This window comes from Spirosoma sp. KUDC1026 (genome assembly GCF_013375035.1).
In the GTDB taxonomy this organism is placed as follows: Bacteria; Bacteroidota; Bacteroidia; order Cytophagales; family Spirosomataceae; genus Spirosoma.
The window spans coordinates 1,172,062-1,196,952 of the sequence record NZ_CP056032.1; the positions used below are offsets into that span (position 1 = coordinate 1,172,062).

Annotated in this window: 20 protein-coding genes; 14 read left to right on the plus strand and 6 right to left on the minus strand. The window is 50.1% G+C overall.

Going from position 1 to position 24,891, the window contains the following annotated elements; genetic code table 11:
• Positions 1-192 precede the first annotated feature (192 nt).
• From treS to HU175_RS05035, 8 genes are all read left to right on the plus strand, one after another.
• Positions 193-3,528, plus strand: coding sequence for a maltose alpha-D-glucosyltransferase (gene treS, locus HU175_RS05000; protein WP_176565539.1), 3,336 nt, complete (start codon positions 193-195; stop codon positions 3,526-3,528).
• Between the two features lie 39 nt (positions 3,529-3,567).
• Entirely contained in the window at positions 3,568-5,106 is a 1,539-nt protein-coding gene (gene treF, locus HU175_RS05005) for an alpha,alpha-trehalase TreF (protein WP_176565540.1), read from the plus strand.
• 127 nt (positions 5,107-5,233) lie between these two features.
• A complete protein-coding gene (locus HU175_RS05010; protein WP_176565541.1) occupies positions 5,234-5,995 on the plus strand; it encodes an outer membrane beta-barrel protein in 762 nt (253 codons plus the stop codon).
• A 96-nt stretch (positions 5,996-6,091) separates the two neighbouring features.
• A complete protein-coding gene (locus HU175_RS05015; protein ID WP_176565542.1) occupies positions 6,092-6,700 on the plus strand; it encodes a hypothetical protein in 609 nt (202 codons plus the stop codon).
• Positions 6,701-6,749: 49 nt separating this feature from the next.
• Positions 6,750-8,396 (plus strand): glycerol-3-phosphate dehydrogenase/oxidase, encoded by a 1,647-nt coding sequence (locus tag HU175_RS05020; protein WP_176565543.1) that lies wholly within the window; start codon positions 6,750-6,752, stop codon positions 8,394-8,396.
• Positions 8,397-8,440: 44 nt separating this feature from the next.
• On the plus strand, positions 8,441-9,613 hold the full coding sequence (locus tag HU175_RS05025; protein ID WP_176565544.1) for a glutathionylspermidine synthase family protein: 1,173 nt from the start codon (positions 8,441-8,443) through the stop codon (positions 9,611-9,613).
• Between the two features lie 149 nt (positions 9,614-9,762).
• Positions 9,763-10,104, plus strand: a complete 342-nt coding sequence (locus HU175_RS05030; protein ID WP_410528595.1) for a MauE/DoxX family redox-associated membrane protein — start codon at positions 9,763-9,765, stop codon at positions 10,102-10,104.
• 155 nt (positions 10,105-10,259) lie between these two features.
• Positions 10,260-12,152: an amidophosphoribosyltransferase gene (locus HU175_RS05035; RefSeq protein ID WP_176565545.1), complete on the plus strand. Its 1,893-nt coding sequence runs from the start codon at positions 10,260-10,262 to the stop codon at positions 12,150-12,152.
• Positions 12,153-12,232: 80 nt separating this feature from the next.
• On the opposite strand, the gene HU175_RS05040 is transcribed toward HU175_RS05035, so the two are convergent.
• Positions 12,233-13,462 carry a phosphatase PAP2 family protein gene (locus tag HU175_RS05040; protein ID WP_317167792.1) on the minus strand — a complete coding sequence of 410 codons (1,230 nt, stop codon included), beginning with the start codon at positions 13,460-13,462 and terminating at the stop codon, positions 12,233-12,235.
• A 365-nt stretch (positions 13,463-13,827) separates the two neighbouring features.
• On the opposite strand from HU175_RS05040, the gene dnaG reads away from it, so the two are divergent.
• Positions 13,828-15,906, plus strand: a complete 2,079-nt coding sequence (gene dnaG, locus HU175_RS05045) for a DNA primase (RefSeq protein ID WP_176565547.1) — start codon at positions 13,828-13,830, stop codon at positions 15,904-15,906.
• Between the two features lie 65 nt (positions 15,907-15,971).
• Here the strand turns inward: dnaG and HU175_RS05050 are convergent, their stop codons facing one another.
• Positions 15,972-16,397: a hypothetical protein gene (locus HU175_RS05050; protein ID WP_228724326.1), complete on the minus strand. Its 426-nt coding sequence runs from the start codon at positions 16,395-16,397 to the stop codon at positions 15,972-15,974.
• Between the two features lie 197 nt (positions 16,398-16,594).
• On the opposite strand from HU175_RS05050, the gene HU175_RS05055 reads away from it, so the two are divergent.
• The gene (locus tag HU175_RS05055; RefSeq protein ID WP_176565548.1) at positions 16,595-17,290 is read left to right on the plus strand and encodes a LuxR family transcriptional regulator; all 696 of its coding nucleotides are present in this window, start codon (positions 16,595-16,597) and stop codon (positions 17,288-17,290) included.
• Here HU175_RS05055 and HU175_RS05060 read toward each other — a convergent pair.
• Positions 17,285-18,295, minus strand: a complete 1,011-nt coding sequence (locus HU175_RS05060) for a LytTR family DNA-binding domain-containing protein (RefSeq protein WP_176565549.1) — start codon at positions 18,293-18,295, stop codon at positions 17,285-17,287. The genes HU175_RS05055 and HU175_RS05060 overlap by 6 nt on opposite strands.
• A 183-nt stretch (positions 18,296-18,478) precedes the next feature.
• On the opposite strand from HU175_RS05060, the gene HU175_RS05065 reads away from it, so the two are divergent.
• Together HU175_RS05065 and HU175_RS05070 are read left to right on the plus strand one after the other, a co-directional pair.
• The gene (locus HU175_RS05065) at positions 18,479-18,643 is read left to right on the plus strand and encodes a hypothetical protein (protein ID WP_176565550.1); all 165 of its coding nucleotides are present in this window, start codon (positions 18,479-18,481) and stop codon (positions 18,641-18,643) included.
• 393 nt (positions 18,644-19,036) lie between these two features.
• Positions 19,037-19,774: a hypothetical protein gene (locus tag HU175_RS05070; RefSeq protein ID WP_228724327.1), complete on the plus strand. Its 738-nt coding sequence runs from the start codon at positions 19,037-19,039 to the stop codon at positions 19,772-19,774.
• A gap of 125 nt (positions 19,775-19,899) precedes the next feature.
• Here HU175_RS05070 and HU175_RS05075 read toward each other — a convergent pair whose 3' ends face one another.
• The 3 genes from HU175_RS05075 to HU175_RS05085 form a co-directional block, all read right to left on the minus strand.
• Positions 19,900-21,462, minus strand: a complete 1,563-nt coding sequence (locus HU175_RS05075; RefSeq protein WP_176565552.1) for a ribonuclease E/G — start codon at positions 21,460-21,462, stop codon at positions 19,900-19,902.
• Positions 21,463-21,848: 386 nt separating this feature from the next.
• On the minus strand, positions 21,849-22,700 hold the full coding sequence (locus HU175_RS05080) for a tetratricopeptide repeat protein (protein WP_176565553.1): 852 nt from the start codon (positions 22,698-22,700) through the stop codon (positions 21,849-21,851).
• A gap of 42 nt (positions 22,701-22,742) precedes the next feature.
• Entirely contained in the window at positions 22,743-23,045 is a 303-nt protein-coding gene (locus tag HU175_RS05085; protein WP_176565554.1) for an HU family DNA-binding protein, read from the minus strand.
• Positions 23,046-23,185: 140 nt separating this feature from the next.
• On the opposite strand from HU175_RS05085, the gene mutY reads away from it, so the two are divergent.
• Positions 23,186-24,274, plus strand: a complete 1,089-nt coding sequence (gene mutY, locus HU175_RS05090) for an A/G-specific adenine glycosylase (RefSeq protein WP_176565555.1) — start codon at positions 23,186-23,188, stop codon at positions 24,272-24,274.
• A gap of 75 nt (positions 24,275-24,349) precedes the next feature.
• Complete coding sequence (locus tag HU175_RS05095) at positions 24,350-24,883, plus strand: single-stranded DNA-binding protein (RefSeq protein WP_176565556.1); 534 nt, start codon at positions 24,350-24,352, stop codon at positions 24,881-24,883.
• Positions 24,884-24,891 lie beyond the last annotated feature (8 nt).

Sequence of the window (24,891 nt, forward strand, 5' to 3'; positions counted from 1 at the left end):
CTGTTACTTAGATTAACGAATATAAAGGAAACATGTTCTGACCTGAACCGGATAAATAGCACCCCACAGGCAAAAAGCAGGCTTGTTGCTGCCGATCGTCACATCTTTTTAACAAAAGATACCAAAGATGTCTTATAGTTCTTTGGGGCCTTAAGCTCACTAAACAGAGATATTTACCAACGTTACTGGATTATGGCGGGAAATAACAGCGTGATAGATGATAAGCTACACTGGTATAAGGATGCAATAATTTATGAGCTGCACATCAAAGCCTTTCGCGATGGGAACGGCGATGGAATCGGCGATTTTCAGGGACTGCTCGAAAAGCTGGACTACCTCCAGGAACTGGGCGTAACAGCTATTTGGGTCCTGCCTTTCTATCCGTCACCACTTCGCGACGACGGCTACGACATTGCCGATTACTACAGTATTAACCCGTCTTACGGAACCATCAAACAGTTCAAGCTCTTTCTGGACGAAGCGCACCGCCGGAACCTGAAAGTGATTACGGAGTTGGTGATTAACCACTCGTCCGATCAGCACCCCTGGTTCCAACGGGCCAAAAAAGCCCCCAAAGGATCGCCGGAACGGGACTACTACGTCTGGAGCGACGATCCAACGAAATACAAGGACGTGCGGATCATTTTCCAGGACTTTGAACTCTCGAACTGGACCTGGGACCACGAAGCACAGCAGTATTACTGGCACCGATTCTTCCACCACCAGCCCGATCTGAACTACGACAATCCGCTGGTGCAGGACGAGGTGTTCAAGATGATCGACTACTGGTGTGAAATGGGCGTTGATGGGTTCCGGCTCGATGCGGTACCATACCTGTTTGAACGGGAAGGTACCAATGGCGAGAACCTGCCCGAAACTCACGCCTTTCTGAAAAAACTGCGAAAACACGTCGATGATCACTTTCCCGGCGTTGTGTTCCTGGCCGAGGCCAACATGTGGCCGGAAGATTCAGCCTCCTACTTTGGTGATGGTGATGAGTGCCACATGAACTACCATTTTCCGGTGATGCCGAGGATGTTCATGGCCCTGCAAATGGAAGATCGGTATCCGATTACGGATATTTTCGACCAGACGCCCGAAATTCCGGCAACCTGCCAGTGGGCTATCTTCCTGCGTAACCACGATGAGCTGACACTTGAAATGGTGACCGACGAGGAGCGGGACTATATGTATAAGACCTACGCCAAAAACCCGAAAGCCAAGATCAACCTAGGGATTCGGCACCGGCTGGCTCCGCTGATGGGTAACAACCGGAAACGGATTGAACTCTTAAATAGCCTGCTGTTCTCGCTGCCCGGTACGCCCGTACTGTATTACGGCGATGAGATTGGTATGGGCGACAACGTATACCTGGGCGACCGGGATGGTGTGCGGACACCGATGCAGTGGTCGCCCGACCGAAACGCGGGTTTCTCCGGGGCAAACCCGCAGCAGCTGTATCTACCTACCATTCTGGATCCGGAATACCATTACGAATCGGTGAACGTCGAAACGCAGCGGGGTAATACGTCGTCGCTGTTCTGGTTCACGAAACGGATGATGAGCCTGCGCAAAAAATATAAGGCGTTTGGCCGGGGCGACCTGAAATTCATGAACGTCGAAAACCCGAAGGTGCTGGCATTTACCCGGACCTACGAGAACCAGACCTTGCTGATTGTCGTCAACCTGTCAAAATACGCGCAGCCCGCCGAAGTGGACCTGAGCAGTTATAAAGGACAGGTTCCGGTCGAACTGTTCAGTCAGAATCGCTTCCCGGTCATCGGCGAAAACGGTACGTACTTTTTTACGCTGGCTCCGCACGATTACCAATGGTTCGTGCTGGACAAAACGCGGACCGAAGTGGCCGAAGCGGTTGATCTGCCCGAGCTGGAGCTCGACCGATGGGACAACCTGCTGGATGGTTACTCGCGTGAGTTGCTAGAAACCAGTTTGTTACCGGCCTATCTGGACAAAGTGGACTGGTTTAATGGGCGCGGACAAACCTTATTTGGCGTAACTATCACCGATTCAAGTAAACTTTCGGTTGATGGGCAGGATTCTTACCTGATCCTGATCGAGATCTCGTACGAACGCGGCTTGCCCGAAACGTACCAGCTCGTATTGACTTTCGCTTCCAATGTGCAGGCGGCCAAATTGATGGATAACTGTGCTCAATCGGTGCTGGCTACGTTAACGGTCAACGGTAAAGAAGGCATTTTGTGCGATGGCTTCTACGTAACGGCTGTGCAGCAACTGCTCCTGAACCGATTCGTGGAGAGCGGCCCCACTGCTGGACCGGCGGATTCGTCTTCTGACCAGGACCGGATTACGTTTGAAGGCAGCGCGGTCCTGACCGACTACGTTCGCGATCATGGCGATGTCCGGCCTAAGCTTGTTACGTCCGGACAGGGTTACACGGCCATCAGCTACGATAATAATTTCCTGCTGAAGATGTACCGCAAAATTGACCGGGCGCTCAATCCTGACCTGGAAATCAGTCGGTATCTGTCTGAAACGGTGGGGTTTGACTACGTGCCGACCTTTGCAGGAGCGGTCAGCCTGCAAACGGCTGGCGATCCTATTGCGTTGGGTATGATCCAGCTCATTCCCGAAAGCCGGGGCGATGGACACAAATTCATGCTTGAGCGGATCAATAATTACATTGAACGGGTGCAGGCGCGCGACCTGAGTCTACTCAACACGAGGGATCGGATGGGCAGTCTGGCGCAGCCGGTTTCGGTCGACGAAATACCCACTGAGCTGGAAGATTTATTGGGCGTGCGGGCTGCCGAGCAGGTACGGGTAATTGGTCAGCACATCGGCGAAATGCACCTGGCTCTGGCGTCAGGAAAGGACCTGAAGGACTTTGCGCCGGAGGATTTTTCCCTGCATTACCAGCGGTCGCTGTTTTCGGGCATGCAGGCACTCGTCCGGGAAAATTACCAGACTCAGCAGCGTAACCTGAACCGGCTGCCCAATGACATTCAGGAAGAGGTCGAAACCATTATCGAGCGGAAAGACGATATTCTGAACGTGCTGAAGCGGATTTACGACAAGAAGCTGGATGCGACAAAAATCCGGATTCACGGCAATCTGCAGCTAAACAAAATTCTGCTGACGGGCAAAGAGATGGCGATTCAGGACTTTGGTGGGGACGCAACCCGGAGTTACAGCGAACGACGACTGAAACGCTCACCACTACGGGACGTTGTTACGATGATTCGGTCGTTTTACTACGTAGCCCACGAGGGTTTTGCCAAAAGTCTGCAGCTTTCGGAAGAAGACAAAAAAGACGCCAAACGCTACGCGGATTTCTGGGCGTACTATATGAGCAGCTTTTTCCTGCGGGCTTATCTGGACACCGTTCGGGAAAGCTCGCTGGTACCGCAGCAGCCCGATGATCTGGAAATGATGATTGAAACCTACCTGCTCGAACGGGCGGTCATCGATCTAAGCGATGAACTGAATCACCGACCCGACTGGGTACAGGTACCGCTGCGTATGATTACGTCAATTATCAACAAATAAACTAAATCGTCCCGGCCAGCAGGTTGGGACGATCTGCTTATGACCTTATCCAACCAGCCGCACTATCTGCCACCGGATCAGCTATTTGGTGAGTTGTTTAAAGCGGTTCAGCTTACGTCGGTTTTTCCCGATTCAAAAACGTTTGTCGACTGCGTACCCAAGCTGGATACCGACAAGCTGATGGCGCTGTACGAACACGAAAAAGTAAAGCCCGACTTTGATCTGGCTACTTTTGTCGATCAGTATTTCGTGCCGCCAGGAACCGCTCACCGCGACTACGTCAGTGACCGCTCCCGCAGTACCGTCGATCACATCAACAGCCTCTGGGACTACCTGACCCGCCCCGCGGATTCCGATGTTGCGGGAAGTTCGCGGGTTTCGCTGCCGCACCCGTACGTCGTGCCGGGGGGGCGCTTTCGGGAGATTTTCTACTGGGATACGTATTTTACCATGCTGGGGCTGGCTGATGCAGGGCGCTGGGATCTGATACGGGCGATGCTCGATAACTTCGCTTACCTGATTGATACGCTTGGCTTTATCCCCAATGGCAACCGGACGTATTTTCTGACCCGGAGTCAGCCGCCATTTTTTGCGCTCATGGTCCGGTTACTGGCGGAGGAAGATGGGCCGGCTGTATTGGCTCATTACTTGCCATACCTGCAAAAGGAGTACGATTTCTGGATGACAGGACAGGCGAAATTAACACCAGACAACCCGTTCAGCCGACGGGTGGCTCGTATGCCTAACGGGCAGGTGTTAAACCGTTTCTGGGATGCTACCGAACTACCCCGCGCCGAAGCCTTCAAAGCCGAATATGAATTAGGACAGAAAGCAGTAGAAGGCGGTATTGATCCCCAAAAATTACACGTTCATCTACGGGCAGCCTGCGAATCAGGCTGGGATTTTAGCAGTCGCTGGTTTTCGAAGGGAATGTCTATGATTATGACCCGAACGGCCGATCTGGTACCCGTTGATCTGAACTGTACGCTGTACAGCCTGGAAAAAACACTGGAAGAAGGCTATCAGCAGGCGGGGGATTCAGCGCGCTCTGCTACCTTCAAACAACTGGCCGAGCAGCGCAAACAAGCCATCGAGACGTACTTCTGGAACGCCGAAACTGGTTTCTACCACGATTATGACCTACTGGCGGGTCAGCAAACACCGTCTTTAACGCTGGCATCGGTCTTTCCACTATTTTTCGGGTTGGCTAGCCTCCAACAGGCGCAGCGGGTTCACGACCAGCTGAAGGCGAAGTTTTTGCAGGCTGGGGGCTGGGTTACCACCCTCGAAAACAGCGGTCAGCAATGGGATTGGCCGAACGGCTGGGCGCCTTTGCAGTGGATCGTTTACCAGGGATTAGTCAACTACGGTTTTCAGGAAACGGCCAACGGTGCACGAGACCGTTGGCTGGCGCTGAACGACAAAGTATTCCAGTCCACCGGAAAGATGATGGAAAAGTATAACGTGGTAGACGCTGCGTTGACAACCGGCGGGGGAAAATACCCAAACCAGGATGGATTTGGCTGGACAAATGGCGTCTACCTGCGGATGGCTACAGTTCGAAACAGGACACAATAGCGTGTAATTGAGTTTGTGCGAAGAATTTAACTGGTAACGGGCTTGACCTGTCGACAAGTGGCACCTTATTTGTTTCTGATAACAAAAAGTATCCATCATACTTGTTTCGGACACGATAGGGCTGCCTATGAAAAAAAGTGTACTGCTTCTGCTGGTCTTGTTGTGCGCTACCATTTCTGCTGAGGCCCAGCGCGAATTCATTCTGTCCTGTCAGGATAAAAAAGGATTTGTCAACCTATCGGCTGGGGTGAGCATTCCGGTGGCGCAGTTCGCCAACTCATCGTCGGGTAATTCAGAAGCCAGTATGGCTAGCCCCGGAACATCAATTAATCTGTCGGTTGGCTATCGGCTGCTGGGCAACTGGGGGCTGATGATAAAAGGCGAACAACTCAAAAATTTCTATAATACAAAAGCCATGCTGGCGGCCGTTAGTCCAGTCAGGGCCGAAAGTGATGTATGGACGGCAAAAGCCGATAATTGGATTGTCAATTCGGTCATGGTGGGACCTTTTGTCAGCCTGCCTTATCGCCGATTTGCGCTTGATGCACGACTATTGGCGGGATTGGTTCAGGCGACACTGCCCGGCACGAGTATGGAAGGAAATTACGGCTACAACCGCTACGCCATCCAGACATTTGGCGCTACGAGTAAAGGACTGGCGCTGGGCGGGGGCGTTACCGTCCGTTACCGACTTAGCCCATACTTGTCTATTACTCTGGCGGGCGATCTCACTCGTTCGCAACTGGTATTTCATGACCTACGCTCAATGGCCTCCAGTAGTGCTGGCCGGTCGGAGAGTGTCGCCTATAATAGCGAGCGGGTGATCAGCGCAATTAGCGTGTCGACGGGTATGTCGTTTTTATTTGGGAACAGTTTTCGTCCTTACTAACGACCATTTGAAAGGGTCTACGACTGACTTATCCTATTGCGGTTGCAACCGCCGAGGCTTTCTGGTAGTTTAGTCCAGATAAAACCCTTTCTTTTTATGACGCCACTACGTAGACATGCAATCCTTCGACGGGTTAAAGACATTACACTAAGCACCACCCTGACGCTGGCCCTGTTGAACGGGTCGGCCTTGCTGCAGAGCTGTGGCAATAACAACTCGGAGGAAATCGAACAAACCGAAACCCGCTTTCGGAAAGGAGTGCGGACGTACATTACGGAAACGGCTCCCGGCAATTTCAAAATCACGGACGAAGTAGAAACCGATTCGGATAAGGCCGGTGCTATTGTTAGCTACGCGGATGGCCACCGCGATACGTTAAGTGTGGATGCCGCCCGCCGACTCGTCGAAAGCGATCAGTCGACCCGTACGTATCTGAACAATCCGGCGGGCTATCACCATAATAATGGGTTAGCTAACGTACTACTGTGGGGTGGACTAGGCTACATGCTGGGACGCAATACCGCTCCACAGTACGTGAACGACCGGCAGCGCTACGGTGCTGGCGTGTATGCCAACCCGGGATTATACAACCGTTCTTCGCAGATTGGCGAAAATGTTCGCGCATCGCGGGTGGTGCGTACAACCCGGCCATCGGGCGGTCGAAGCGGCTTTTTTGGTGGCCGAAGCCGGGGGTTCTCGTCTTAGAATCGCACGTTGATCGCGGAGCCCATGGCTTATTAATGTACCTTTAAGCATGAATCGGAAAGCAAGCATTGAGAGGTTTCAGAACGAAGAATTCGATGTGTGCATAATCGGAGCGGGTTCCAGTGGAGCCGGTGCCGCGCTGGATGCTGCCTTACGGGGGTACCGGGTGGCACTGATCGATCGGGGCGATTTTGCGGGCGAAACCTCGTCGCGTTCCACAAAGCTCATTCATGGGGGAGTCCGTTATCTGGAACAGGCCATCAAAAAGCTGGATCTGGCCCAGCTGCGGCAGGTCAGACACGGCCTGGCCGAACGGCGGACCGTTATTCGGAATGCTCCTCACCTAGCTCATCCGCTATCGCTGCTAACCCCCGTCTTTAGTTTTTTCGAAGGCGTTTACATTACCATTGGCCTCCGGCTATACGACTTCTTTGCCCGGCATGATACGTTCCCTAAGGGGCGCTGGCTCAGTAAAAAAGAAGCTATGGCTCAGATGCCGACGCTAACGCATAATATGCACAGTGCGGTTCAGTACTATGACGGACAATTGAACGACGCACGGTACGCACTGGCGCTGGCTCATTCGGCCGCCGAAGGCGGGGCTGCCGTGGCTACCTATATCAACGTAACGGGTTTCGAGCGCAATGGAAACCGACTAATGGCGGCAAAAGTCGAAGATGTACTAACGGGAACGTCTTTTTCCATAAAATCCAGACTGTTCCTGAATTGTACGGGGCCTTATGCCGATGCTATTCGGCTGATGGCCAACCCCAAAATTGAGCCCCGTATCCGGCCGAGCAAGGGTGTTCACATTACGCTGCCCCGGGAGGTGCTGCAAAGTGATAGCGCCATGCTGATTCCCAAGACAGCCGATGGTCGGGTCGTTTTTGCCATTCCGTTCGAGGATAAAGTGTTTGTGGGTACGACCGACGACGATTATGCCGATGGCACACGCGAGCCGACGCTGGAGCCCGATGAAATTAGGTACCTGCTCGATACGTTACGTCCTTACGTAGCCAACGTGCCCGACGCCAGCGAAGTGCAGGCTGGTTTTGGGGGCATCCGACCATTGATTGTCAGCAACCGGGCTAACACGAAAGCCCTGCTGCGCGATCACGAAGTTGAAGAAGATCCGGAATCGGGCCTGCTGAGTCTGCTGGGTGGGAAGTGGACAACGTACCGACTCATGGCGCAGGATGCTGTCGACCGGGTTGCCGAACGGCTGAACAGCCAGGCTCGCTCAGAAACGGCGACCCACTACCTGGTTGGTGGCGAAAACTACCGCTTCGATGACTGGCATACGCTGCAAGCAACGTATCAGCTTTCGCCGGATGTCTGCCAGCATCTCATGCAAACCTACGGCAACCGGGCCGAGCGCGTAGCCCGTTTAATTCGGGAGAACAGTGAATGGGCCGAACGCCTGTGTACCGAGCAGCCTTACATTCTGGCCGAGGTTATTTACCAAGTACGTGAGGAAATGGCCGTTACCATCCGCGACGTACTGGCCCGGCGCTGGCGGCTCGAACTGCTGGACTGGCGCCTGACGAGTGAATTGGCTCCTGCCGTGGCCGAGCTGATGGCTTCTGAGTTGAGCTGGTCGCCGGACGAACAGGCGACCTACATCAGGCAGTACCAGGCATTGGTTGCCACGTTTATCCGGCAGGCTGGTCTACGGACCGATCTTATTACGGCCTGACCGGTCAGAGTAAAACGCTTTTCTAAACCCTGACAAAAGAATCAATGATTTCGTTGAAGCGATTACCAACCAGTCCCGATGCCCAGCTACGTAACATTGGCTGGGAATGGATGCTGGGCCACGATACATTACCCTATCTGACTAATGAGGCTGTTGAAGTCAGTCCCGACGAAGCCGACGCCTACGCTGAAGCGGCCAATGACCTGTTCGATATGTTCGTAGCGGCCGGTCAGCACGTAATCGATAACAATCGGTTTGCGGAGCTGGGTATCCCCGAGAACCTGGTTGAACTGATCAGATTATCCTGGGACGATGATCGAAACATTCATTTGTACGGCCGGTTCGACCTGGCCGGAGGCATTGATGGCAGTCAGATCAAATTGCTGGAATTCAATGCGGACACGGCAACCTGTTTGCCTGAAACCGCCGTGGTACAATACGCCCATCTGAAGGCAAACCGGCTGGACGACAGTCAGCAGCTCAATACGTTGTTTGAAACGCTGACAGCTCAGTTTGAAGAGTTGCTCGCAGTTAATCCTGACCTTCAGCCTACGTTGTTACTGTCGGCTATGCGAGGCTTCCCGGAAGATGATGCTAACGTGGCCTTATTGGGCGAAGCAGCTCGGGAAGCAGGTTTTGAGGTGGAATTCGACTTTGTTGATAATGTAGAGTTCTCGTCGGAAGAAGGAATTTTCTGGCAGAATCCCAAAAACAGTCAATTCGAAAAAATGGACTTCTGGTTCAAACTGGTTCCCTGGGAATCGATTGCTGAAGACGAGCCGGAAATGCTCAACATCTTAACCGATCTGGTGCGGCAGCGGCTAGTTGTGATCTTGAATCCAGCCTATACGTTGCTGTTCCAGTCAAAATACATCCTGAAAGTTCTCTGGGAACTGTATCCGTATCACCCGCTGCTGCTCGAAACCGATACGAAACCGTTAGGCGGTAAAGCCTGCGTTGAGAAGGTGATTTTTGGCCGTGAAGGCGCTAACGTGCGGATCTTGAACGAAGACGGGAGCGAGCGGCTGGGCGTTGAAGGTGAATACGGCGAATACCCTAAAATCTACCAGGAATACGTCCAACTCGAACAGGACAGTGAAGGCAATACGTATCAGGCGGGTGTGTTTTTTGCCGGAGAAGCCTGCGGGCTGGGCTTCCGGAAAGGCGGCCCTATTCTGGACAACGGAGCCAGCTTTGTCGGGCACATCATCGAATAAAAAAGACGGCCCTCTTTACGGAGGGCCGTTTCTGTTACGATGGGCGGAACAAGTCAGCCAATAGGCTGTTTTCCATACAGTCTGCCGGTTTGACAACCGGACAAACCAATCGTTTAATCGGTAGAGAGAAGTACGCTAAAAACATCGGTATGGTGGGGTTGTATCTGCAGGCAATTGTTTACGTAATAGCGGGGATCGCACATCTGGTAAAACCCCGCCCGTTTTTATCCATCATGCCGCCTTACGTTCCCGCGCATCAGCTGATGGTGACGCTTAGCGGGATTGCCGAAATTATACTGGGGCTTGGTCTGCTGATTCCTGCCACGCGCTCCTGGGCGGCTTGGGGGCTTATTCTGCTGTTGATCGCCGTCTTTCCGGCCAATGTTTACATGGCTATGGATGATAAATTCACCCAGATACCCGCGCTGATACGGTGGGGAAGACTCCCCTTACAGGGGCTGTTGATCTGGTGGGCGTATCGGTACACCTGAACAGGGCGGTTACTTTTTATGAAGGAATTTTCAACTTGTTGATTTTACGGCCTTCTACTTTTCCTAACTTTGTTCTACCCACTGCTGAACCATTGCAAAATAGCAGCCGTTACTTCGTTACATACTAAAAATCTAATCGCTTCAGCGACACCCTCATGAGCGACGCCATCAAACATGAGTGCGGTATTGCCCTGATTCGGCTCCGCAAACCGTACCAGTATTACATCGACAAATACGGTACTCCCCTTTATGGAGCCAATAAGCTCTACCTGCTCATGGAAAAGCAGGTGAACCGGGGCCAGGATGGAGCCGGTATCGCGAACATCAAACTCGATGTTCCACCCGGCCACCGCTACATCAGCCGATACCGGTCTGTTGACCAACGACCCGTAGCGGATATCTTCGAAAAGGTTAACAAGAAATTCCGAAAAGCGCTCAAAGGCAACAAAGACAAGGCCAAAGACGCGCACTGGTTGCAGGAGAATATCGCGTTTACGGGCGAGGTCTGGATGGGGCACCTGCGTTACGGTACCCACGGGGCCAACGAAATTGAAAACTGTCACCCGATGCTGCGGCAAAGTAACTGGCGCAGTCGGAATCTGGTCGTTGCGGGAAACTTCAACATGACCAACGTCGACGGGCTGTTCGATAAACTTGTTTCGTTGGGGCAGCATCCCAAAGACAAGATGGATACCGTTACGGTGATGGAGAAGATCGGTCACTTCCTAGACGAAGAAAACCAGCGGGTGTTCGATCGTTTCAAAGGCATCTACGAAAACCCGGATCTGTCTGATATTATTGAGGACAACCTCGACATGCAGCGGGTTCTGCACCGTTCCTGCCGGGATTTTGATGGCGGGTACGCCATGGTTGGTATGACAGGATACGGTGCTTCGTTCGTCGCTCGTGATCCGGCGGGTATTCGCCCGGCTTACTACTATGCCGATGATGAAGTCGTGGTGGTTGCGTCGGAAAAACCAGCCATCAAAACGGCGTTTAACGTAGAGTATAACGAGATTAAAGAAGTGCAGCCTGGTCATGCTCTGATCATCGATAAATACGGTGAATACGCTGAGCAGCAGTTTGTGAAGCCAATCGAAAAGCGTTCCTGCAGTTTCGAGCGTATTTATTTCTCGCGTGCTACCGATCCGGATATTTACAACGAGCGGAAGCAACTAGGTAAACTGCTCATTCCGCAGATTCTAAAGGAAATCGATTACGACTTGGAGAATACCGTCTTCTCCTACATCCCGAACACGGCTGAAACGGCGTTTTTCGGCATGGTAGAAGGCATTGAAGAATACCTCTATAAACAGCGCAAAAAAGCGATTATGGATGGTATTCTCTTCGAAGAAGAGCTGGATCGGGTGCTGGCGTTCCGACCCCGTATCGAAAAGCTGGTGTCTAAGGATGTAAAACTCCGGACATTCATCACCGACGACAGCCAACGCGACGATATGGTATCGCACGTGTACGATACAACGTTCGAAGTAATCAAAAAAGGCAAGGATAATATCGTTGTTGTCGATGATTCCATCGTTCGGGGCACAACGCTCGAAAAGAGTATCCTGCGCATGCTGGATCGGTTAGGCCCCAAGAAAATTATTATTGTTTCGTCGGCTCCCCAGATTCGCTTTCCGGACTGCTACGGCATTGATATGTCGAAAGTGAAGGAATTTGTTGCCTTCCGGGCGGTACTTGAGCTGTTGCGTGAACGGGGCCAGGAATATATTCTTGATGAAGTGTACGCTGAGTGCGTAGCGGCCATCGAATCGGGTAACGCGACGAAAGAAAACTACGTAAAAGCGATCTTTGCGCCCTTCACGCACGAAGAGTTATCGAATAAAGTGGCGCAGATTATCACGCCGTCTGATTTGAAAGCTGAGGTAGCCGTTGTCTACCAGACGGTTGAAAACCTGCACGCAGCTTGCCCTGGTCACTCCGGCGACTGGTACTTTACGGGCAACTACCCAACCCCCGGTGGTAACAACGTTGTTAACAAGGCGTTCGTTAATTTCATGGAAGGCAAGTTAGTACGCGCTTACTAGATCGTATTTTTTGAATAAATAAAGACGGGCGGGCGGAGTTAACTCTCTGTCCGCTCGTCGTCTTTACACACTAGTCTGTATCATTTCTTCCACTGTAGTGCATTAATGTACTGACCGATTTTACGACCCTCCTGCAGCCCGGTATCGTTGTCCTGACGGGTATGAATGCCCCCGAGAAACCGCGACAGGGCCGACTCTTCGGCAGTTTCCCAGAATGATTTAAACCTACGCGCTTTAAAGTCCGTGTTACGCGCTACGTCGCGCGCCCGGCCTGTGTGCGTATCATCCGTAAACGGGAACTGATCGCCGAACAGATCGGCTAGTACCGTTGCCGACGCTGCTGATTGTGTAGCATGACCCGACGAATACCCTGGAAAGGGGGGCGACGGCCAGAACGGAATCCAGTTAGGATCGATAGCGCGCCGGACGTACGTGTAGGGGCGCTCATTATTGAACGTGTATTTGCATTTCCAGCAGGCGATGAACGCATCGGTAACCGCGATGCCAGTTCGGGCTAAAGTTTCGGCGGCTTTCCCGAGTGGCGCGCCTGATGTTTTGATGGCAATCCGCGCCAGGTTATAAGAGTGGCCCGGTGGCGTAAAGGTCTCGCTTGGATCATCAGCCCACCAAACGGCTATTTCCTTCTCTGGCTGAGTCAGCGCTTTGTTCTTGGTGTACACTTCCAGATACTGCGCGAAATACTGCGACTTGACGTCCGTAGAGATGACCAGTGGAGTTGGCATCGGTAGTGTTGACGTAGCGGATAGGAACGTGCGGTTCTTGCCCCAGTAGGGAAGCATCGGAGTTTTCTGATTGTTCTCCGTAGGCTGCCACATCCCAGCTCCTGTTGGAACGGTATAACCAGTGGGGAAAACCCGACTGTAGGCTTCATGGCCACCATCTGTTTTAGACCACTCAAAAATAGCCGCGGCAATGGCTTTGCCGAACTCGGCCGAACGCTGATTTACGGCATTATCGGGCGACTTGTACTGCGTATACAGAGCGTTTTCCAGCGAGTCGATCCGGTTTTTGTAAACCGTCGATGTATTTGCAAATAACGATTTCAGGATAAAGGCTTGGGCAGCATTAGCGCTCAGTACCCAGTTATAAGCCTGATTGGTTTCTGGTTTTGGTAACTTGGTCAGTTGTTGTAGCTGGCCCACCAGCGAACGTCGCTCTGGTAGGCCAGCTACAATCGCTTCATAAAGCGTAATGCCCGCGTACCCAAACGAGCGGGCGGCAATGGGTGGAGCAAAACCGCTTGTATTACGTATCAGCTTCAACTGCATATCCGACCAGGCCAGTGCCACATCGGCTGAATACTGATCCGATGGAGGTAGTGGTGAAACACTGTCTGGAGATGCTACACGACAGGCGTGTAGCCAGATTATGCAAAAAAGTACAAGGGGAATTGACCGCCACCTCTGAAAAAGAGATTTTTTCAAAAGCGTTGGTGTGAGTACAAAGTTTTGTAGAGGAAGCTGCATCGTGAATTATGGTCGAATTGAAAAGGTTAGTAAGGTGGGTAACAATAGAGGTCAGCTAAACCCTATAACGCGGAGGCAAAAATTTTGCCACAGAACAGCCGTGTTGAAACTGACATTCCGCCATTTCCGTATGATAAAAAAGCGAGAATTGGCTATAAATTTGCTAGGTCAAAATTTGCCCAAAACGGATGCGTATTCCTGAAGCAACTGTCGATCAAATTCGGCAGGCGGCCGACATCATAGAAGTGGTTAACGATTTCGTTTCGCTGAAAAAACGGGGAAGCAATTACATTGCCTGCTGTCCATTTCATAATGAGAAAACGCCATCGTTCAGCGTCAATCCTGCCCGGCAGATTTATAAGTGCTTCGGGTGTGGAAAAGCAGGTGATTCGGTACGATTCGTAATGGACGTGGAGAACATCGGCTATGGCGAAGCCTTACGTTACCTGGCCAAGAAATACGGAATCGAGATTGAGGAGCAGGAACAGACCCCTGAAGAGTTGCTTCGTCAGAATGAGCGCGAAAGCCTGCTGATCGCTCTGAATTTTGCCAAAACATTTTTTCAAGAAGCCCTGCTCACTAGTGACGAAGGAAAAAGTGTAGGCCTGAGCTATTTTCGTGAACGGGGGTTCACCAACCCTACGCTGGAAGCCTTTGATCTGGGTTACAGCTACGACCAGTGGGATGCGTTGCTGCAGGCGGGCTTACAACGTGGTTATAAACGCGAAATACTGGAAAAAGCCGGGCTGATTCTCGCCAAAGAGAATAACAAGGTGTTTGACCGCTTCCGGGGGCGGGTTATGTTCCCGATTCATAACGTATCGGGGCGGGTTATTGCCTTTGGTGCCCGAATCCTAAAGACAGACAAGAGCCAGGCCGGTGGGGCATCTCCCAAATACCTGAACTCCCCTGAAACGGAGGTATACCACAAAAGTCAGGTACTATACGGTATTTTTCAGGCTAAACAAGCAATCCGTCAGGAAGACGTCTGCTACCTAACGGAGGGATACACAGATGTTATTTCCCTCCATCAGGCTGGAATTAAGAACGTAGTAGCCTCGTCAGGTACGTCGCTTACGACCGAACAGATTCGGCTGATTGGTCGCTTTACGCCCAACGTAACGATCCTGTACGATGGTGATGCCGCCGGTATCAAGGCCGCTCTACGCGGGCTGGATATGGTGCTGGAGGAAGGTCTTAACCTGAAATTGCTTTTGCTGCCCGATGGTGAAGACCCGGATAGCTACGTGCATAAGGTAGGTGCCGACGCTTTCAAGACGTACATTAAAGAGCACTCCCAGGACTTTATTGATTTTAAGGCCAGCCGATGGCTGGCAGAGGCTGGAGACGATCCGCTGAAACGGGCAGAAGGAATATCCGATGTCTGTAGCAGTATTACAAAAATACCCGATCTGCTGAAACGGCAGACGTTGTCGCAACGCGTAGCGCAGGTTTTCCACGTCAGCGAACAGTCAGTTATCTCCGAGATCAATCGGTTGCTCAGGCTGCAGCAGGAACAGGTTCGTAAGACCAGCGACCGACAGAAGCGGGCACCGGGCCAGGAACCCCGGCAGACAGCTTCTTCGTCAGCACTAGCGGCTGAATCGGTAGACGATATCAATGCGTTGCTAAATGAACTGGAGATTGATACCGCCCCGGCTTTTGATGAGTCTGCTTTCGGCGGGGCATCAGCTTTGGAAGTTCCCCAGGAACGGGCAACAGCAACCCGAACGCCAATCTCTTATCAGGAGGAGGAATGTGTCCGATTGTTAATTAACTACGGTAGTCAGGAACTGGAGCCGGGCATTACACTCTGTCAGTACATATTGAGCGAATTGCACGAAATTAATTTTCAGACCCAACCGTTTGACCATATCTTAACTCATTACAGAGAAGCCTACGCCCAGGGGGTAATTCTGACAGCCGCGGATTTTATTAGTCAGCGGATCAGTTCAGACAGGCATGTTCAGCAGCAGGTTATTACGCTCACTACACCACGCTATGAAATCAGTGAGGGATGGCTTAGACACGAAATCTTCGTTCCGTCGGAAGAGGAGATCTCTATTCTTGCCGACGCTGCCTACCGAAATATACTGCGAATTAAAAAAATGTTGGCTGAACAGCGGATGGCAGTACTTCAGCAGCAACTCAGAGAAGTAAACAAAGAGTTTACCGAAGAGGTAGATCGGATACTAATGGAATTTATGCAATATAAGCGAATTGATATGGAAATATCGCGTCTGCTCGGTACGGTTATTTCGGGCTGAGAGTAAAAGAAAAAAGCCTCCCGAAGAGAGAGGCTTGTCCTTTATAATATGAGGAAGGTTGAACGCTATGCTTGAGCTACAACAGTAGCATTGACTAATTCAGCATCAATTTTCTGAGTCAGCTCAGTTAGCAACGAGGCATGTGTCCGGAGTTGACCTGGCTTGGAAGGCAGGGCCGACCGGCCTGATTGCTTGTCGCCCATGTCCACGAGCAACGTCATCAGAACGTCGCTCATGTTACGGCGAAGCGCAGTCAGTTTGTTAAGCCGTTCACGCTGTTGAGCAGACTTGACGCGAGTCGACGATTGTAGTGTGTTGATGACTTCAGTAAGTTTTGCGTAACGGCGGTGAAAGGCTTCAGTTGCTTCTACCCAATCCATAATAACGGTTTGAACTTCGGTAGATGAGGCTTCGTAAGTCGACGATACTTTAGATTTTTTATGATTCATCACACAATGCGTTAAAGAGGTGAATGCTGCGCTGATGATCAAAATTGTATGTCAAAATACCTTAAAACAAGCCGTTTTGACTGAAATCACCGTCAGCCGGGACGAAATCACCCAAATTATCCACTCATAATAGTTGATTTCGTCCCGGCTGACGGTGATTTCAGGAACAATATATAGTCAGTTTTTTTTGAGCATACTAGATTCAGACCGCCAAAAGCATTTGTGACAGGACCTATACTATGAACAAATCAAATAATGGCCAAGAGGCCGCTAAGAACTTCGCGCTTCGTCGCCGGGATTTTTCAATCCTAGTGGCACAATCTGAATTGTTCACTTGCGAAGTATTGAGTCAGCTCCTGAAAGAGCAGGGATACAACGTAGTCGGCCGAGCCGTTGAGATGGAGGATACTCTTCAGCAGATTCGGGTTAAACGGCCGCAGTGCGTTATCATCGAGTCTGAGATTTCGGGCCGTAAGACGTTTGACATTGTCAAAGATATTCAGAAGTCAAACAGCCAGACGAAATTCATTCTATATGCCAACAAGCCAGATGTGCATACAATCGCTGAAGCTATGCAGATGGGCTTTCTGGGCTTCCTGTATGCCAATGATGGCCTGGAGGAATTATATCGCTGCTTCCAGACAGTAAGCTATAATGAATGTTACTATAGTAGCGGATTTATGAACTTAATCCGGAATTATGGAATCGAGGTTATGACCGAAAAAACTCGCGAAGAGTTGGGGCGTCTGTCAACCCGGGAGCGTGAAGTACTACGATTAATAGCTTGCGGCCATACATCGGATCAAATTGCTGATGAGCTGGGAATCAGCTATCGAACAATCATCAACCACAAGGCACATATTGCAAAAAAACTTGATCTGGAAGGTTGCCGACAGTTACCTCGATACAGTATCTCGGTCAAAAACTATTTATAATGGCTGATGGGTCATCAATAAGGGGTCCTGGTCTGAATCGGCAAATGATCGCTGATCCCGTTGGTCAGCCTGTAGCCATTCCCTGAATTCCTGCATTCGGGCGCGGGGGACCACGATTTCGTAATGATCATGCGTGTTGAGCCGGACGATATACTTGCCATTTTCCCAGTAAGCGTAATTTAAAACCGCCTTTCGGTTGACAATGTAATCACGCTTGACACGGAAAAACTGGGTTGGATCGAGTTCGTTTTCGAGTTCGGTAAGTGCTTTGCTAACGACGTAACGACCTTTGGGTACAACGGCGTAACATGCTCGGTCCTCTACTGTGAAGTAAAAGACATCGGAGGTGGGGAAGTCCAGTTCACCCTGAGCGTCACGGCCTTTGATATGCATCAAATAGGGTGATGAGGGTGGGGAAGCAGGAAGTAAAGGTGGTTCTAAAACTGCCAGTTGTTTAGCCTCTTCCTGCTCTTGCTGTCTTTGTGTGAAGTAATCTGATATTAGGGAAATGTTAATTGGAATGTAGCCAATAAGTAATATGGGAGCCACGTAACGCAGATAGACATTCCAAGTGAAAGTACCTGTGATATAGGATCTCCAGTAGTTAGAAAAAGAATAATCTGGAAAAGCTTCTAGCAGGAAACGGACAGACTCAGTAACAGGATTGAATACAATGAAAGATAATAAAATGACAGGGAGCAATAAAGCTTCATAACGAGATACACCCCTTAATGTGCAGGGTACTGTATCAATCTTAAAATAGTCATGGTACCTGTTTATCAAGATGATAAGTATATACGTTGTGAATATTTCAGGAATGAAAAACCCTCTTAGCAGTATTCCAAGATAAGGAATAAAGCCTCCGTAAGTATTCACGCGGTCAATTTTTGCATGGTAAGTCGCAGTCCAACCAATACCTTCAACGAGTAAAACAACGCCAAGCAGAAGATAGACGCTGTATAGCGGCTTCTTCAGAAATGACCTGGTTAGTTTTACTGCTTCCATATTACTCCTTAACAAATATATAGACTAATATAATGGTAATTAGTTACTAATTGCACTGATAATTATGTGACTTTTTTGCGATTGATGACCCTGCCTGGGCGCTCTAATTTTGTATCAAGCAATCAGCAACAGATCAGATGCTGATTAAACCAGGAAAAATCACTCTCAAAACAAAAAGTCAAAATGAAAAAGCAATTCACCATCAAAGCCGCTCAAACCGTTAAAAACATCCAACTGTCAGCTGTTAAAAACGAATCAGCCAACATCCTAAACTTTCTGAAAGATACCGAATGCTGCGCTTGGTCGACTTTTCAGGGCCTAGCTCCCAAAGCTAACTTCTCGCTGTAAAAATCGCAAGTTATGCCAACTGCACGCACACTTTACCGCAAAGAGCTCGTGCGCTGTCGGGAGCACTTTGAGCGAGTAGATCTTCGCCGGGAACGGGGATATCTGATGAAATACACAACATTCTCAGCTAATGTAGAGAATATTATGCCCTTCATCTCCCGATCCGAACACGAGAACCTTTTTAAGGAACTTCTGCTGGAGGAGATCTTTACTAGTTTCGATCAGCAATGCCTGACAGCCGGTGATATAGTAACGACGAGTGGACGAAGTGAGTTTCTAGCTAACAATAAAGAACCGTTTATTTATTGTACGTATCATCTAGGCTCTTACCGACTTCTAACAAGTTTACTATTTCGGAAAGGTGTAGACTGCGTGTTGTTAGTTGGTAGTAACATGAATAGTAGCCAGGGTAAAGACCTGGTTGAACATACGGAAGCGCTACGTCGGAAACATGGCCTGACAAACACCTTCCGGCTGGTTGATGCCGGAAGCCCAACGGCGGGGTTAACCTTGCTGCGGGAGATAAAAGCAGGTAAATCCATTATCGCTTATGTTGACGGAAGTGCAGAAACTGGTCCAGAACCAGGTGAAGAAGATAAATTTTTGTCTGTCCGATTCGGAAACCGGCGGGTACTGACCCGAAAAGGGGTAGGCTATCTGTCGCATGCAACTGGAGTACCTATTGTACCGGTAGCTGCTTATCGAAAACCGGACCTGACCAATGTGCTGCACGTATCCAGCCCGATCAGACCGATCCGGAACAGCGATCGTGACATGTATTGCCAGGAAGCCATGCAGCAATTGTATGATAACCTATGGCGTCACGTGCAACGTTACCCGGGTCAATGGGAGGGGTGGAGTTACATTCAGGCTTTTCTTGAGCCTGAAACAGAGGTAAGTTCGCGAGTCGGCGCACAGTGGGAAACCAAGCCGACATTTAACGGCAATCGTTATTCCATATGTGATCTTGAGGAGGCCCCCATCCTCTTCGACAGACGCACCTATCAGGTATATGAGATTACGGACGATTTACGAGACTTACTAGTGAATATCGATACTATTGATTCGGTAGAAAGCCTCGTTGGAACAGAGATGTACAATGAATTATGCGAAATGGAAGTGCTACGTTGAGCGATCAGTTGTAGCAGACATAAAAAAAGGCTTCACTTAATCCGTGAAGCCTTTTTTTATGCTGAAACGTTGTGTGCGTTTACTAGAACATACCCAGAAACTGAGTAGTAAGTAGTAATTTTTTACTATGCTCCGCTGCCTACTTCTATTTCTTCATTCGATTTATTGAAGAATTTGAAATTGACAATACCTAGTGAGCTGTCTTTCACGAGTTTAACCCAAGTCTTATACTTAACGAACCACTGCATTTGTTTTGAGTAAAAACCTTTAGTGTAGTAAGCGTAAAGAAAGGGATGCATAGCAATAGAAATACCACTCTCATTTTGCTTGGTCAGGATGTAATCGAGATTATTCTCAATGACATCGGTGACCAGGACACTCGCTTGGATAGTTCCCGTACCTCCGCAGGTCGGGCAGACCTCGCGGGTAACAATGTTCATTTCTGGGCGAACACGCTGTCGGGTAATCTGCATCAGCCCGAACTTTGTCAGCGGTAAAATCGTAAATTTAGACCGGTCAGTCCGCATCTCATCGCGCATGATGTCCTGGAGAAGTTTTTTGTTCTCCGGCTTTTTCATGTCAATGAAGTCAACCACGATAATACCACCCATGTCCCGTAACCGAAGCTGACGGGCAATTTCTTTCGCAGCTTCCCGATTGACGCTGATGGCTGTTGCTTCCTGATCTTCTTCCGAGTTGGATTTATTGCCGCTGTTAACGTCAATAACGTGCAATGCTTCGGTATGCTCGATGATCAGGTAGCCCCCGCCCGGCAGGCTAACCGATCGGCCAAAGAGCGATTTAAGCTGCTTTTCAAGTCCTATTGCTTCAAAAAGTTTGGCCTTGCCAGTATACAGCTTAACGATCTTCTCTTTTTCGGGGGCAATCGTATGGATGAAGTTTCGAATCTCGTCGAAAGACTCACGGGTATCTACCGTTATACTTTCGAAAGATTCATTGAGCATATCCCGCAGAATGGAAGATGCCCGGTTCATTTCACCCAGAACCCGATCCCGTGGTTTGGCTTCGGACAGATTTCTGATCGCCTGATCCCATTTTTCGAGGGAATGCTGTAAGTCGCGATCAAGCTCCTCAACATCTTTGTCCTGCGCCACGGTGCGAACAATAACCCCGAAATTCTGCGGCTTCAGCGAAGCCATTAGGCGTGTCAACCGTGTACGTTCGGCGCGATCCGTAATTTTCTTCGATAGGTTTACCCCGTCCGAAAAGGGGACCAGCACCAGATAGCGACCCGCAATCGAAATGTCGCACGACAAACGCGGCCCTTTGGTTGAGATGGGTTCTTTCACCACCTGAACCAGAATGGGCATATTCTTTGTCAGTACCTTATCGATTTTCCCGATTTTCTCAATAGGCGGCTCCAGTTTGGAGCCGTTGAGACGCCCGTTCGTTACGCGCTTGGCGATAACGTCCTTAACCAGTTTATTGAGCGAATTTATGTTTGGCCCAAGGTCCTGGTAGTGGAGGAACCCATCTTTTTCGTGGCCAACGTCGACAAAAGCCGCATTTAGGCCCGACGAAAGCTTCTTAACGGTTCCCAAGTAAAGATCGCCAACAGTAAAGCTGCTGTCTAACTCTTCTTCGTGATACTCCAGCAATCTCTTGCTTTGCAAGAGTGCAATCCGATCACCTTTCTGAGTAGAACTGATAATTAATTCATTACTCACAAGATGAATGTACGGTTAGAATGGCTGTATAAACAAAGAAGCCACGTTCGGACTTTTCAGACCGGCACGGGGCTTCTGTAGGCTGAGTGAGCAGTATGAAATGAGGCAGTAGGCAGTTAGCATAGGCAGAACTGCAGGCTGTTCACTGCTAGCTGCATACTACTTTTTCTTATGCCGGTTTTTTCTTAGCCGTTTTTTCCGCTTGTGGGTGGCAATCTTGTGCCGTTTCCGTTTTTTACCGCAAGGCATAATGCAAACAGTGTTTTATGGTTAAAAATAGATGTCGGCCGACCACTCGGCGCGGCCCTTGTTGAAGTTGTTCAATACTGAAACTGAATTTCTTCTGGGTGGCATGCTTTCAGAGAAACCTGTCGGCATGCCGGGTATTACTTCAGCCGGTCTTCGTATTCACGAATGGCAGCTAGAATTTGCGGGTCTTTCTCCCCTTTTTTTACCTGAGCCAGTACTTGTCTGGCCTCGTCACGTTGTCCCGCTTCGGCCAAGCTAATTCCCAGATAAAACTGAGCTTTCCGGCTGGCTGGATTGTTAACCAGAATCTGCCGGAAGCGCTCGATAGCCCGATCGTACTGGTTCGACTGCATCGATAGCATACCCATGTTAAACAGTGCCAGCTCGTTTGTCGGGTCTTGCTGCAACACCTCCCGCAATAGGGCAATACCCTGCATTGGGTTTTCAGTGTTGACGTACGTCATGGCCATATTCGCTTTGGCTGCCAGCAGGTTTGGATTCTTATCCAGAGCTTTCTGGTAAAAATCGCGGGTCTTCTGGCCCAGTGCGGCAGTTTTGGCTGCATCCAACGCGAAGGTATATGCTTCAAAATATACATCACCAGCCCGCAGCAGATTTGTTTCCGAAGGCTGAATAGTGGCTAGTGCTTCCGCATAATAAGCAGCACTATCATAACGGGTAATATCGCGGAAGAAAGAAATCAGTTTTTCGCCGGTAGCTTCTTTCTGGGCAGTAGCTGCAGTTAGAAAAGCTGACCGAAGTGTTACCAGTTTACGTTGTTGCTCGGGCGTAACGACTTCTTCATGAATCGACGAACGATCCGGAGTGCCGGTATTGGCGGCTACCGAAAGCGAATCAGCCGTGGGCGTTTGCGTTGTTCGACCACCCAGTTGCTTGTTTTCATTGCGCACAACAACCCGCGGCAGGCTATAAAGCCCAACCGTCATGGCGGCTGCCAGAATAATTACAACAAGCACGTATTTGTTCATAGGGAGGAGTTACAGCGCAAACGCCGGTAAGGCTAGATGAAACTATTCGGCGGCTACTTTCGCCTTGTCGCTGGTTTTGACCTGTTCAACGAAGACTTTAGCAGGCTTGAAACTTGGAATGAAATGCTCGTCGATTACCATAGCGGTATTCTTCGAAATGTTACGGGCAACTTTTTTCGCTCTCTTCTTATTGATAAAACTGCCGAACCCTCTCACATAAATATTTTCTCCTTCGGCCAGCGAGTCCTTGACCACCGAAAAGAAGGTCTCAAGAGTATTGGTAACCTCTGCCTTATCGATTCCGGTTTTATCGGCGATCTCTGAAATTACGTCTGCTTTCGTCACGACTTCTTAAACTTTAACGATTACTGTGTTGTTGAAAATTCGGGTGCCAAAAATGGGAGCACAAAGGTAGGGGTTTCAGTAGATTTAAAAAACCCAATCGCTTCCTTTTTACGTCCGAAAGTGCATTTTCCTGTTTTATTTTGAATTGGCAATCAGACCTTAACGTTACTGAAACAACGTTTGCGCCCACGCTGGAGCGCTGGTACGAACGGCACAAACGCGACCTTCCCTGGCGCCATACCCGCGATCCCTATCGCATCTGGCTGTCGGAAATAATTCTTCAGCAAACCCGCGTAGTACAGGGTAAACCTTATTACGAACGCTTTGTCGAAAGCTATCCAACCGTAGCCGATATGGCGCGCGCCGATGAGCGCGAACTGTTACGACTATGGCAGGGACTTGGCTATTACTCCCGCGCCCGCAACCTGCATCAGACCGCTCGTTATGTAACGGAGCAGTTAGGCGAGAAGTTTCCTGATACGTATCATGACCTACTCAAAATGAAGGGGATCGGTGCGTATACAGCGGCTGCTATTGCGTCATTTGCCTTTGGTGAGCGGGTGCCTGTCGTAGACGGTAACGTTTACCGGGTGCTTGCCCGAGTGTTCGGTATCGAAGAGGATATTACGACAACGGGGGCTAAAAAAACATTTGCCGCACTCGCGACCCGACTGATCCAAGCAGCCGACGATCCGGCTACGTATAATCAGTCGATTATGGAGTTTGGCGCGATCCAATGTACACCTGTAGCCCCCGATTGCCTGCTTTGCCCGTTGCAACAACAGTGCGCTGCCTACCTGACCGGTCGGCAACACCTGCTGCCGGTAAAAGCAAAAAAAGCGCCCGTTCGAAATCGATACTTTACTTATCTGGTATTTCGTAAAGGGGATCAGATTGCTATGCGTGAGCGGTCTGGTCAGGACATCTGGCAGAACCTGTATGATTTTTACCTGCTTGAAACCGACGAACCCAAGGCTGCGCTGCGCGAGTTGGTACTGTCCGAAGCCGTCCAAAAACTGGTTGAACAAAGTGTTCTGACTGCTCCGCCGGTGGCTGTTACGCAACTGCTGTCGCACCAGCGGATCAACGCCCAGGTCTACTTACTAGATGTGCCCGAGGAGCTGTCTGGGGCATTACCTCCCGGGCTAAGCTGGTATTCATTAGCCGATGCAGAACAGCTTCCCAAACCAGTTTTAATTACCAATTATTTGGTCAGATACGTTGCGTAAGTGGGTTTAATTCAGTAACTTTAAGCAAATAAAAAACCCGCCAAACCCTTTATACAAAACGTAAAAAATAAGCAAATGGCAAGTCTGAATAAAATGACCATCATCGGTAATTTGGGTGCTGATCCTGAGGTACGTTATCTGGATGGTGGTGCTGTCGTGGCAACCTTTAATGTGGCAACGACCGAAAAGTACACCAACCGAAATGGTGAGAAAGTTGAACAGACCGAATGGTTCCGTGTAGAGCTTTGGAACGAACAGGCCAAGGTTGCTGAGAAATACCTGAAGAAAGGAAACTCAGTCTATGTCGAAGGTCGGCTGCGTACCGAACTCTGGACCGATAAAGAAGGCAAAGAGCGAACATCGTTGCGCGTACGCGCCAACACTATGCAACTCCTGGGTTCGCCAAACAGCGACCGGCAGGACGAGCCCGAATACGAAGCACCGCGGGCGCAGGCAGCTCCCCAGGCTGCTCCGGCACGCCAGCAGCCTCAACCACAACGAACTGCAGCACCGGCGCCCCAGCCAGCAGCACCCCGTCAGCAGCCGGCCCGGCGCGAACCCGAGCCAATGCCATTCGACGGGGGTGGCGATGACGATCTACCGTTCTAACTCCCGCA